This is a genomic window from Blautia sp. OF09-25XD, assembly GCF_003482095.1.
Lineage (GTDB): Bacteria > Bacillota > Clostridia > Lachnospirales > Lachnospiraceae > Fusicatenibacter > Fusicatenibacter saccharivorans.
The window spans coordinates 257,401-270,130 of the sequence record NZ_QUMG01000003.1; the positions used below are offsets into that span (position 1 = coordinate 257,401).

At 50.3% G+C, this 12,730-nt stretch carries 11 protein-coding genes, 2 tRNA genes, 1 rRNA gene and 1 pseudogene; all 15 read left to right on the forward strand.

Going from position 1 to position 12,730, the window contains the following annotated elements; genetic code table 11:
* Positions 1-25: 25 nt before the first annotated feature.
* Positions 26-1,153, forward strand: a complete 1,128-nt coding sequence (locus DXA93_RS04410; protein ID WP_119207779.1) for a DUF5716 family protein — start codon at positions 26-28, stop codon at positions 1,151-1,153.
* 3 nt (positions 1,154-1,156) lie between these two features.
* Entirely contained in the window at positions 1,157-1,933 is a 777-nt protein-coding gene (locus DXA93_RS04415) for a hypothetical protein (RefSeq protein WP_117804937.1), read from the forward strand.
* 436 nt (positions 1,934-2,369) lie between these two features.
* Positions 2,370-3,911, forward strand: a complete 1,542-nt coding sequence (trpE, locus tag DXA93_RS04420; protein WP_119207780.1) for an anthranilate synthase component I — start codon at positions 2,370-2,372, stop codon at positions 3,909-3,911.
* Complete coding sequence (locus DXA93_RS04425) at positions 3,908-4,480, forward strand: anthranilate synthase component II (RefSeq protein ID WP_119207781.1); 573 nt, start codon at positions 3,908-3,910, stop codon at positions 4,478-4,480. Before trpE ends, DXA93_RS04425 begins: the two co-directional genes overlap by 4 nt.
* A gap of 34 nt (positions 4,481-4,514) precedes the next feature.
* The gene (trpD, locus tag DXA93_RS04430; protein ID WP_117804939.1) at positions 4,515-5,534 is read left to right on the forward strand and encodes an anthranilate phosphoribosyltransferase; all 1,020 of its coding nucleotides are present in this window, start codon (positions 4,515-4,517) and stop codon (positions 5,532-5,534) included.
* A 4-nt stretch (positions 5,535-5,538) separates the two neighbouring features.
* Positions 5,539-6,321: an indole-3-glycerol phosphate synthase TrpC gene (gene trpC / locus DXA93_RS04435; RefSeq protein ID WP_119207782.1), complete on the forward strand. Its 783-nt coding sequence runs from the start codon at positions 5,539-5,541 to the stop codon at positions 6,319-6,321.
* Positions 6,322-6,374: 53 nt separating this feature from the next.
* Complete coding sequence (locus tag DXA93_RS04440) at positions 6,375-6,983, forward strand: phosphoribosylanthranilate isomerase (protein ID WP_118640487.1); 609 nt, start codon at positions 6,375-6,377, stop codon at positions 6,981-6,983.
* The gene (gene trpB / locus DXA93_RS04445) at positions 6,976-8,160 is read left to right on the forward strand and encodes a tryptophan synthase subunit beta (RefSeq protein WP_022462653.1); all 1,185 of its coding nucleotides are present in this window, start codon (positions 6,976-6,978) and stop codon (positions 8,158-8,160) included. The genes DXA93_RS04440 and trpB overlap by 8 nt, the downstream gene beginning before the upstream one ends.
* Positions 8,153-8,935 (forward strand): tryptophan synthase subunit alpha, encoded by a 783-nt coding sequence (gene trpA, locus DXA93_RS04450; protein ID WP_119207783.1) that lies wholly within the window; start codon positions 8,153-8,155, stop codon positions 8,933-8,935. Before trpB ends, trpA begins: the two co-directional genes overlap by 8 nt.
* A gap of 137 nt (positions 8,936-9,072) precedes the next feature.
* A pseudogene (locus tag DXA93_RS04455) lies at positions 9,073-9,995 on the forward strand (ribonuclease Z).
* Entirely contained in the window at positions 9,988-11,013 is a 1,026-nt protein-coding gene (gene tsaD / locus DXA93_RS04460) for a tRNA (adenosine(37)-N6)-threonylcarbamoyltransferase complex transferase subunit TsaD (RefSeq protein WP_022462650.1), read from the forward strand. Before DXA93_RS04455 ends, tsaD begins: the two are co-directional and overlap by 8 nt.
* 79 nt (positions 11,014-11,092) lie before the next feature.
* Positions 11,093-11,821: a 2-C-methyl-D-erythritol 4-phosphate cytidylyltransferase gene (gene ispD / locus DXA93_RS04465; RefSeq protein ID WP_119207784.1), complete on the forward strand. Its 729-nt coding sequence runs from the start codon at positions 11,093-11,095 to the stop codon at positions 11,819-11,821.
* A 250-nt stretch (positions 11,822-12,071) separates the two neighbouring features.
* Positions 12,072-12,157 (forward strand) — tRNA-Ser (locus DXA93_RS04470).
* 48 nt (positions 12,158-12,205) lie between these two features.
* Positions 12,206-12,295 (forward strand) — tRNA-Ser (locus DXA93_RS04475).
* Between the two features lie 223 nt (positions 12,296-12,518).
* Positions 12,519-12,730: ribosomal RNA gene (locus DXA93_RS04480) — 16S ribosomal RNA — on the forward strand; the annotation flags it as partial.

Consider the following 12,730-nt stretch of genomic DNA (forward strand, 5'->3'; position numbering starts at 1 on the left):
CCCGGTAAAAGAAGGAGAAGAGGCGGTGGAATTTCCGACCGCCATTGCCAAAAAACGGAATGAGGAAACGTGGAAAACAGGACCGGATGCAGAAAAATCTGCTCACGCGGAAAACGGCATCTGGCTGGACAATCTGTACGAGATCTGCATGGGATCCCGCATCTGCCAGATCGAAAACCGGGATTATACGCCGGGAGAAGTCCTTGGCACGTTCCTTCGCGAAGCATTGAAGATGATCGGCATCGAGCGCCCGGACCAGCAGATCCAGGTGATGATGATCACCACGGGCCATCTGACCCGTCCATTTGTGGAAAATGTGCGTGAAGCATACAAGATAATCGGACTGCCGCGCGGCAGAGCCTACCTGCAGGAGCATGACGAGAGCTTTTACTGCCATGTGCTGAACCAGAAGCCGGAGCTCTGGAGCCGTAAAGTCGGTCTGTTTTTCCTGAAAGATGAGGAAGCATCGTTTTCTGAACTTTCCATCAGCCGTAAAACGAAGCCGGCAACTGTGACCGTAAAACGGGGGCCAAAAGCCGCACTTTCGATCGAGCCGATGGAGCGCGACCGCGATTTCTGCCATCTGATGGGAGAAGCGATGGGGAATGAAATTTATTCCAGCGTATTTCTGGTGAGCGAGGAGTTCGACCTTGCCTGGGCCGACAACTCTCTGCGTCAGTTAAAGAAAAACCAGAGAAGAATCTTCGGCGGAACGAACCTGTTTGCACAGGGTGCCTGCTTTTCCGCGCGCGAAAAAGTGGAGGAGCGCCGCTTAAAGGGCTATCTCTTCCTCGGAAATGACCTCGTGCGCTACAACATCGGCATGGAGATGACGATTAATGGTTCTCCGGCATACTATGCGCTGATTGCAGCCGGTGTGAACTGGTATGAAGCAGAAAAAGAATGTGAGCTGATCCTCGACGGAACGGAGGAGCTGGAATTTGTTGTAAGTTCCATGGAAAGCGGAAAACGAAACCGCTATACCATGAAGCTGGACGGGCTGCCCAAACGGCCGCCGAAGACAACACGGATCCGTCTGCGTCTGGAGTATGATTCTCCGGTTACGTGTCAGATCACCGCAGAGGATTTAGGTTTTGGCGATATGTTCCCGGCAAGTCACAAAATCTGGCACGAGACGATGGGGGAGGTGTAAACGATGAGCGGTTATATTTTATGTCAGGTCAAACGGGCGAAAAATCCGTATTATATTTCCAACATCAGCACAAATATATATTCCATCGAGGAACTGTGCTATTATCTGTACCACAACATCTATCTGCTGGACGAGACCATCATTAACGAGCAGCTGCTGGTGTGGATGAAAGAAGAACTCCACTTAAGAAGACTGTACCAGCGTCTCTACGTCCTTCTGGAGGAGAAAAAGAACATCGGTGAGTTTATCCTGCCGATCTTCAAGGAGATCAATTATCTTTCCCACGATCAGTTCCGTGAGATGAATGAGCGCCTGAAACGGTTCGAGGAGCAGCCGGAGATTGTGCGGAAAAAAATCAAGGGAGATTACCTTGTCGACCACGAAAAATATATCAATGCGATCCAGGTTTACCAGGAAACGCTGAAAGATACCGAGGAAAACGAAACCAACATGGGAAGCCAGTTCACCGGAAGTATTTACAACAACATGGGCTGTGCCTACGCAAGTCTGTTCCAGATGAATGAAGCACTTATGTGCTTTCAGAAAGCAAATGAAGAGCTGCACACGAAAGCATCATTAAAGAGCTGGCTGTTTGCGGTCTACATGAGCAAAGGACAGGACGCCTATGAGCAGATGTGCACCGAGCGGAAAGTGGATGCCGAGACGAAACGGGAGATGGACCGCCAGATCACCGAGGCAATGCAGGTCGAGCTCCCGCGCGATCTGGACGAAGCTCTTGCGGCGTGGACACGGGAATATCATAAAAATACCGGACTTTGAACAAAAGGAACAAAAAAATTACTTGACAGCAAAAAAGAATGGGACTATAATACGGCCCATAAGAAAAAAATAAATACTTCGAAACCGATGAAGTGGAGATAACGTTGGAAGCGCACTCACAGAGAGCCCGGGCAGGTGGAAGCCGGACAGAAAGCGGATCAGCAAATGGACCACGGAGGGTACAGGGAAAAGCGGGAAACCGTCTGAGTATTCTGTAACGTGCAGGCATACGTTAGTTGCCAGGAATATGATCGTATTCTGCAGAGCGTGTGAGCAATCGCAAAACAAGGTGGCACCACGAGTATAAAAATATACCCGCCCTTGGCAAAGAACAAAGTGATTCTTTGCCGGGGGCGGTTTTTTGTATATCAGAAATTGGTTCTGAGGACCAGTGTTGATGACAGCCTTTGCAGACACAAGGAGAGGAGATAACAAGATGAAACAGATGACGTTAGAAGAAATTTCAAAAGCAGCCGCATCGGGAGCTTTTCGGAAAATCCCGGTAAGCAGAGAAATTTATTCGGATATCCGTACACCAGTAGAAACACTGAAAGTCCTGCAGGGCGTCAGCAGCCACTGCTACATGCTCGAAAGCGTGGAGGATAAAAAACAGTGGGGAAGATACACCTTTCTCGGCTACGATCCGTCGCTGGAACTCACCTGTGTCAACGGAAACCTGACAATCACCGCCGATGCGGCAGAGATGAAAAAAGTAGAAGATATTCCGGAAAGCCGCAAAGAACAGCTTCCGACCGGACAGATCCGGCTGACCGCAAAGACAGCCCATCCGGGAGCCGTCATCAAAACCCTGATTGAGAAAAATAAAAGTCCGAAGATCGCGACACTGCCGACCTTCACCGGCGGCCTCGTCGGATACTTCTCTTACGATTACATCAAGTACAGCGAGCCGACCTTAAAGCTGGACGCAGAAGATCAAGAACATTTCAAAGATGTCGACCTGATGCTGTTCGATAAGGTCATCGCCTATGATAATTACCGTCAGAAAATCGTACTGATGATTAATATCGAAACCGAAAATCTCGAAGAAAATTACGAAAAAGCCGTACAGGAACTCGAAAAAATGGAAGAGCTGATCCGCTTCGGAAAACCGGCCGAGACGAAAGCCGGCCACCTGAAATCCGAGTTCCGCCCGCTCTTCGATGAGAAAGCGTACTGTGAGAAAGTCGAGCAGGTCAAACATTATATCCACGAGGGAGACCTCTTCCAGCTCGTTCTCTCCAACCGGCTCGAAGCTGATTTTGAGGGAAGCCTCCTCGATACGTACCGCGTCCTCCGCACGACGAACCCGTCGCCGTACATGTTCTACTTCTCGAGTGATGATGTCGAGATCGCCGGTGCATCCCCGGAAACTCTTGTAAAAGTCGAGGACGGAGAGGTCCGGACCTTCCCGCTTGCCGGAACGCGGCCGAGAGGAAAGAGCTATGAAGAAGACCAGCGGCTGGAAAAAGAACTCCTCGCCGATGAAAAAGAGCGTGCCGAGCACAATATGCTGGTCGATCTGGGAAGAAACGATCTCGGAAAGATCTGTGATTTCGGAACCGTGGAAGTAGAAAAATACATGTCAATCGAGTGTTACTCCCACGTCATGCACATCGGTTCCACTGTAAAAGGACAGCTTCGGAAAGACAAGACCGCAGTCGATGCCATCGATTCCGTTCTCCCGGCCGGAACCCTCTCCGGTGCACCAAAGCTCCGTGCCTGCCAGATCATCAACGAGCTGGAAAACAACAAGCGCGGCATTTACGGCGGTGCGATCGGCTATCTGGATTTCACCGGAAATATGGACACCTGCATTGCAATCCGGCTTGCGTTTAAGAAAAACGGAAAAGTGTTCGTCCGCTCCGGTGCCGGCATTGTAGCCGACAGCGTACCGGAAAAAGAGCATCAGGAATGCATCAACAAAGCAAAGGCCGTGATGATCGCACTTGCAGAGGCAGAAGGAGGAAGCAACTTATGATACTGCTGGTAGATAATTATGACAGTTTTTCCTATAACCTGTATCAGCTCGCCGGTTCGATCAATCCGGACATGAAGGTCATCCGGAACGATGAGATGACGATCGACGAAATCTGCGCACTGGCACCGGCATCCATCATTTTATCTCCCGGACCGGGCCGTCCGGAGCAGGCAGGCCGATGCATGGAGATTGTAGAAAAATTAGGCGGCGAGATCCCGATCCTCGGTGTCTGCCTCGGCCATCAGGCAATCTGTGCCGCGTACGGCGCGACCGTCACCTATGCGAAACAGCTGATGCACGGCAAACAGTCCGAGACAACGCTGGATCTTACCTCGGAATTATTCCAGGGGCTGCCGGAAACCGTTTCGGTTGCAAGATACCATTCCCTCGCAGCTGATGAAGCGACACTGCCGGAAACCTTAAAGGTAACGGCAAGAACTGCAGACGGCGAGGTCATGGCAGTCGAGGACAGTGAGAAAAAGATCTACGGAGTCCAGTTTCATCCGGAATCCATTCTGACCCCGCAGGGCAGACAGATGGTAGAAAACTTCTTAAAAATTACAAGATAGATCACAGGACAGCAAAGAAAGAGAGGAACAGAATATGATTCGGGAAGCGATTGTAAAACTGGTAAATAAAGAGAACTTAACCTACGAGATGGCAGAGGGCGCCATGGATGAAATCATGGGAGGAAAAGCCGATCCGATCCAGATCAGCGCATTTTTAACTGCCATGACGATGAAAGGCGAGACAATCGAAGAGATCACCGCATGTGCCAACGGCATGAGAAAGCACGGTGTTCACATGGAACATGACAAGGATGTTTTGGAAATCGTCGGAACCGGCGGAGATAAATCCAATTCCTTCAACATCTCCACAACAGCATCCCTTGTGATCTCTGCAGGCGGCGTCGCAGTTGCAAAACACGGAAACCGCGCCGCATCGAGCAAATCCGGCGCAGCCGACTGTCTCGAAGCGCTCGGCGTCAAAATCGACCTGGAGCCGGAGAAAAACAAAGAAGTTCTGGAAAAACTTGGAATCTGTTTCCTGTTCGCACAGAAATACCACATGTCCATGAAATACGTGGCACCGGTCCGCAAGATGCTCGGCATCCGGACCATTTTCAACATCCTCGGACCGCTGACCAACCCGGCAGCAGCCACGATGCAGGTGATGGGTGTCTACGAGGAAGCACTTGTCCGCCCGATGGCAGAAGTTCTCTTCAATCTTGGTGTCAAACGCGGCATGGTTGTCTACGGCCAGGACTGCCTCGATGAAATTTCCTTAAGCGCACCGACAAGCGTCTGCGAGATCAAGGACGGAACGTTTGAGGAATACGTCATCACACCGGAAGAGTTCGGCATGACCCGCTGCACCAAAGAAGAGCTGGTCGGCGGAACTCCGCAGGAGAATGCTGAAATTACGAAAGAAATTCTTGCAGGAAAGAAAGGCCCGGCAAGAGACGCTGTTGTCCTGAATGCCGCCGCAGCCCTTCATGCAGCAAAAGAAATCCCGATGCAGGATGCTGTAAAACTGGCAGAGGAGCTGATCGACAGCGGAAAAGCACAGAAAAAACTCGAAGAGTTTGTGTCACTCACCAACAAATTGGCAGAAGAGGAATAAACATATGATACTGGAAACGATTGCAGAAGCCACAAGAAAACGTGTCGCTGCAGAAAAAGAGAAGTGTTCTCTTGCAGAAATGAAAGAAAAAGCAACGGCGATGAACCCGGACACCGGATTCCCATTTGAACAGGCGCTGAAAAAGCCGGGCATGTCCTTTATCTGCGAGGTAAAAAAAGCTTCCCCATCGAAGGGCATCATCGCAGAAGATTTCCCCTATCTGGAGATCGCAAAGGAATATGAAACGGCCGGTGCCTCCGCCATTTCCTGCCTGACCGAGCCGGAATACTTCAAAGGCGACAAGCGTTACTTAAAAAAAATTGCAGAAACCGTATCCATCCCGGTTCTGCGGAAAGATTTTACCGTGGATCCCTATATGATCTACGAGGCAAAGGTGCTCGGAGCCACCGCTGTCCTTCTGATCTGTGCGCTGCTGCCGGAGGAAACCTTAAAAGAATATCTGGAAACAGCGCATTCCCTCGGCCTTTCCGCTCTTGTGGAAGCCCACAATGAGACGGAGGTTGCACAGGCCATGCGCGCCGGAGCAAGGATCATCGGCGTCAACAACCGCAACTTAAAAGATTTCACGGTCGATATCCACAACAGTGAGCGGCTGCGGGAGCTTGTCCCGGAAAACATTGTTTTCGTATCCGAGAGCGGCATCAAAACGCCGGAGGATGTCGGAAGACTGTATCAGAATAAAACCGATGCCGTTCTGATCGGCGAAACGCTGATGCGGAGCAGCAACAAAAAAGCAGAGCTTGAAAAACTCTCTTCAATGTGTTAAAGTGGTAACGTAAGTGCGCGAAACAAAACAGAGCGCACGGGGAGTCAAACGTTATGGAAGAACAGACCAGAATCAAAATCTGCGGGCTCACACGGCTGGAAGACATCGATGCGGTGAATGAGCTGAAGCCCGAATATGTCGGCTTTGTCTTTGCAAAAAGCCGCAGACAGATTACAAAAGAACATGCCGTGACGCTGCGGTGCTATCTGGATCCCGAAATCCAGGCGGTCGGCGTCTTTGTGAACGAGCTTCCGGCGATTGTCGCAGGATACCTCGAAGAGGGCGTCATCGATCTGGCACAGCTCCACGGAAATGAGAGTGAAGAATATATCCATTCGCTCCGGTTCCGCACCGGCGGGGAACTGATCAAGGCATTTTCCATCAAAACCAGGGAGGACGTCGAAAAGGCGAAAAAAAGCAGCGCCGATTACATCCTTCTCGACCACGGAAAAGGCGGTACCGGCGAATCGTTCGACTGGTCACTGATCAGAAACATGGACCGCCCGTATTTCCTTGCGGGAGGCCTGAACGCCGAAAATGTGGAACAGGCGATTTTACAGACACATCCCTTCGCCGTCGACATCAGCAGCGGTGTCGAGACAGACGGCGTAAAGGACCCGAAAAAAATCACAGAATGCATAAGGAGGATAAGACATGTCTGACGGAAGATTTGGTATTCACGGAGGCCAGTACATACCGGAAACTCTGATGAATGAAATTATCAATCTGGAAAAACAGTACAATTATTATAAAAACGATCCGGAGTTCTGCCAGGAACTCGATGACCTGCTGAAAAATTACGCGGGCCGCCCGTCCCTTCTCTACTACGCAGAGAAAATGACAAAGGATCTCGGCGGAGCAAAAATTTACCTCAAACGAGAGGATCTGAACCACACCGGAGCCCACAAAATCAACAACGTGCTCGGACAGTGCCTCCTCGCAAAAAGAATGGGAAAAACCCGTGTCATCGCAGAGACCGGAGCCGGCCAGCACGGTGTGGCAACCGCAACGGCAGCAGCGCTGATGGGACTTGAGTGTGAGATCTTCATGGGAAAAGAAGACACCGACCGTCAGGCCCTCAATGTATACCGGATGGAGCTTCTCGGTGCAAAAGTAAATGCCGTTACTACCGGAACTATGACCTTAAAAGATGCCGTCAATGAGGCGATGCGCGAGTGGGTATCACGTGTCGATGACACCCACTACGTTCTCGGTTCCGTTATGGGCCCGCATCCGTTCCCGACCATCGTCCGCGATTTCCAGGCTGTCATCAGCAAAGAGGCAAGAGAGCAGATCCTCGAAAAAGAAGGAAAACTCCCGAAAGCCGTCATGGCATGCGTCGGCGGCGGAAGCAATGCGATGGGTATGTTCTATAACTTTATCAATGACAAAAATGTCCGCCTGATTGGATGCGAGGCAGCAGGACGCGGCGTCAACACCGCAGAGACTGCAGCAACCATTGCAACCGGAACACTCGGCGTCTTCCACGGTATGAAATCCTACTTCTGCCAGGATAAATACGGTCAGATCGCACCGGTTTACTCGATTTCCGCAGGCCTTGACTACCCGGGCATTGGACCGGAGCATGCATATCTGCATGACATCGGCCGCGCCGAATACGTTCCGGTAACGGACGATGAGGCAGTAGAAGCTTTTGAATACCTCGCAAGAACCGAGGGTATCATCTGTGCGATCGAGAGTGCCCATGCAGTAGCCCATGCGATGAAGATCGCAAAAGAATTTGATCCGGAAGACTCCATCATCATCTGCCTGTCCGGACGCGGAGACAAAGACGTAGCAGCCATTGCAAGATACAGAGGGAGGGACCTTCATGAGTAAAGTAACAGAAGCATTTTCAAACGGCAAAGCATTCATTCCGTTTCTGACAGCCGGAGACCCGAACATTGAAAAAACAGAGAATTATATTCTGGAGCTCGAAAAAGCAGGCGCAGACCTGATCGAGATCGGCATCCCGTTTTCCGATCCGATCGCCGAGGGCGTTGTCATCCAGGAGGCAGACCTCCGTTCCTTAAAAGCCGGAACCACCACCGATAAAATTTTCGATATGGTAGCCTCCGTGCGCAAAAAAACAGACATTCCGCTGGTGTTTATGACCTACTTAAACCCGGTGTTCCATTACGGATACGAGCCGTTCTTTACAAAATGCGAGGAAGTCGGCATCAATGGCATCATCATCCCGGATATGCCGTATGAGGAAAAAGGCGAATTAAACGATATTGCGCGCAGCCATCAGGTAGATGTCATTTCCCTGATTGCGCCGACGTCTGAGCAGCGCATCCAGAAAATTGCCGCAGACGCCGAAGGTTTTATCTACCTCGTATCGTCTCTGGGCGTTACCGGTGTCAGAAGCGAGATCAAGACAGACCTCGATTCCATGATCGCCGCAATCCGCAAAGTAACCGATATTCCGGTAGCCGTAGGCTTCGGCATCAACACGACAGATCAGGCGGTCAACATTGCAAAAATTGCGGACGGTGTCATCGTCGGAAGCGCTATCGTCAAAATGATTGCGAAGTACGGCACTCATGCGGAGCAGCACATCTATACGTATGTCCGCATGATGAAGGAAGCTGTCATGACAGCAAATAAATAAAACCCGCGTCATTGCGTGTTTGAAAAAACTGTGTTAAGATGAGAGCGTGTCTGAAACAAACCGTTTTGGACACGCTTTTTCAACGTAAAATACCTGACCGGCTTTCAAAAAAACCGGATAGAATATGGAGGAAAAACGTGTTAGATGTATGTTTACTGGGAACAGGCGGTATGATGCCTCTGCCAGGCAGACGCCTGACCGCCTGATGACCCGATACAACGGAAGCAGCCTTCTGATCGACTGCGGCGAGGGAACCCAGGTTGCCATCAAGGAAAAAGGCTGGACCTTTAAGCCGATTGATGCCATCTGCTTCACCCATTACCACGCAGACCACATCAGCGGCCTTCCAGGACTTCTCCTGACGATGGGAAACACTGACCGGAGAGAACCGCTGACCATGATCGGCCCAAAAGGCCTGGAGCGCGTCGTCAATTCACTGCGTGTCATCTGCCCGGAGCTGCCGTTCCCGATTGTATTTCACGAGGTGACAGCGCCGGAGGAAGTGATCGAGATGAACGGCTACAAAATCACAGCCTTCCGCGTGCAGCACAATATCACCTGCTACGGCTATTCACTGGAGATCTCCCGCAAGGGAAAATTCGATGTGGAGCGCGCTAAAGCACAGGAAATTCCGATTAAATGCTGGAATCCGCTGCAGAAAGGCGAGACTGTCACCCTGGATGGAAAGACGTATACGCCGGACATGGTCCTCGGCCCTGCCAGAAAGGGACTGAAGGTGACCTACTGCACCGATACCCGCCCGATTCCGTCGATCTCCGAACATGCGAAAGGCTCCGACCTTTTCATCTGCGAGGGAATGTACGGCGAGCCGGAAAAACAGGCAAAAGCAAAAGAATTTAAGCATATGACCTTCTACGAGGCGGCAAAACTGGCAAAAGATGCCGAGGCTGCCGAAATGTGGCTGACCCACTTTTCCCCGTCGCTCGTCGGCCCGCAGCGGTACATGGATGAGGTACAGAAGATTTTCCCGGCCGCAGAGCTTGGAAAAGACGGAAGATCAGTAGAACTGTTATTTGAAGAGGAAACGAAAAATGAGTGAAAAAGATACCCTGATTCTTGCAATTGAGAGCTCCTGCGATGAAACCGCAGCCTCCGTCGTGAAAAACGGAAGATGTGTGCTGTCTAACATTATTTCATCCCAGATCGCCATCCATACCCTGTATGGCGGCGTTGTGCCGGAAATTGCATCCAGAAAACATATCGAAAAAATCAACCAGGTTGTAGAAGCGGCCTTAAAAGAAGCCGATGTCACTCTGGATGATATCGATGCGATCGGTGTTACGTACGGCCCTGGCCTTGTCGGCGCACTTCTCGTCGGCGTGGCAGAGGCAAAAGCGATCGCCTATGCAAAAAAGAAACCGCTGGTCGGCGTTCACCATATTGAAGGCCACGTCTCGGCGAACTATATCGAACACCCGGATCTGGAGCCGCCATTCCTGTGTGAAATCATCTCCGGAGGCCATACCCATCTTGTCATTGTAAAAGATTACGGTTCTTTCGAAATCCTCGGAAGAACGAGAGACGACGCAGCCGGAGAAGCCTTCGACAAGGTAGCCCGTGCCATCGGACTCGGCTATCCGGGCGGACCGAAGATCGACAAGCTGGCAAAAGAAGGAAACCCGCACGCCATCGACTTCCCGCGTGCCCACATGGAGGATGCGCCGTATGACTTCAGCTTCAGCGGCGTAAAATCTGCCGTTTTAAACCATCTGAACAAATGCCGGATGACAGGCGAACCAATTGTCGAAGCAGACATCGCTGCGTCCTTCCAGCAGGCCGTTGTGGACGTTCTGGTGGATAATGCCATCCGTGCGGCCAAAGATTACCATATGGACCGTCTGGCGATCGCCGGCGGCGTTGCATCGAACGGGGCACTCCGCGCGGCGATGGAAGCAGCATGTGAAAAAGAGGGCATCCGCTTTTACCGTCCGTCCCCGATCTTCTGTACCGACAATGCGGCCATGATCGGTGTGGCAGCTTACTACGAGTATCAGAAGGGAACCCGCCACGGCTGGGACCTGAATGCCGTACCGAACCTGAAGCTTGGAGAACGATAAGAAAAAGAAACTTCCGCAGCAGAACGGAGAAGAGAGATCTGCTGCGGAGTTTTTGTATTTGTAGAAAACGGAGGAAAAGATGAACGAGAAGAAAGAAAAATACACTGCGGTTGTCCTGGCAGCCGGAAAGGGAACCCGGATGGGCGGAAGCGTAGCAAAACAGTTTCTGGAAATCGGAGGAAAACCAGTCGTGGTTTACGCGCTGGAGGTTTTTGAACATTCGCCGGAGATTGACCAGATCATTCTTGTGACAGGTGCGGATAAAATAGAATACTGTCATAAAGAGATTATCGAAAAATATGGAATTAAGAAAACTGTTTCCGTATGCGCAGGCGGAAGGGAACGGTATGAATCTGTCTGGAAAGCATTGCAGACGCTGAAAAGCCTGGAAAGCGAACAGGAGCAGAAGACCGATTACGTTCTGATTCACGATGGCGCCCGCCCGTTTTTAAACCAGGAAATGCTGGAACGTCTCTGCGCATGTGTAAAAGAAGAAAAAGCCTGTGTCCTTGGCATGCCGGTCAAGGATACCATCAAGCTTACCGATGAAAACGGAAAAATAAGGGAAAGCCCGCGAAGGGATCTCGTATGGCAGGCACAGACCCCGCAGGCCTTTGCAGCAGAGCTTCTGTTTCCGGCATTCGAAAAACTGATGCAGCATTCCACAGAAGGAATCACCGACGATGCCATGGTTGTGGAGCAGGAGATGGGAATCGCATCAGTGATGGTAAAAGGCGGCTATGAAAATATAAAAATCACAACACCGGAGGATCTGCTCGTTGCAGAGAGCTTTCTGGCAGAAAAATAGAAAAAAGCAAAATACAGAAAGCAAATTATAAATAGATAAAAACAAATGTGTGAATTGCAAAACGGGGAAAAACAGCGAAAACGAAAAAGAAATTGAAAAAAATGTAAAAAAATTCAAAAAAGTGGTTGACATTCTGAAACACTGCTGATATAATAACGAATGTCGCTGAGCGAGAGAGATAAAAAACGCAAAGCTGACAAGCCAAAAACTGAGATGATTTCGGGAGTTACCGAGATTTGAATTCACACACGGAGAGGTATCGAAGCGGTCATAACGAGGCGGTCTTGAAAACCGTTTGTCCGAAAGGGCGCGTGGGTTCGAATCCCACCCTCTCCGCTCAAAATTCAGTTAATTGAATATCTGATTATGAATCAGGCAAACTATGGAGAAGTACCCAAGCTGGCTGAAGGGGCTCCCCTGGAAAGGGAGTAGGTCGTTAATAGCGGCGCGAGGGTTCAAATCCCTCCTTCTCCGCTCGACTTTGAAAAAAGTTGAAAAAAGTTCTTGACAAATGCAAATGAGTTTGATAAAATAAACGAGTTGCTGATCGAGAGAACAGCAAAGATCCTTGATAATTAAACAATGAAACACATCCTCGAAAGTTCTGAATAAGTAATTCAAAACGATCGAAAGATCCTTAAAACAGTAAAAGGGATAAATTAGCTAGTATGTTGATTTTGAACTTGGAACAAACATTTTATCAGAGAGTTTGATCCTGGCTCAGGATGAACGCTGGCGGCGTGCTTAACACATGCAAGTCGAGCGAAGCAGTTAAGTTGATTTCTTCGGATTGATTCTTAATTGACTGAGCGGCGGACGGGTGAGTAACGCGTGGGTGACCTGCCCCATACCGGGGGATAACAGCTGGAAACGGCTGCTAATACCGCATAAGCGCACAGAGCTGCATGG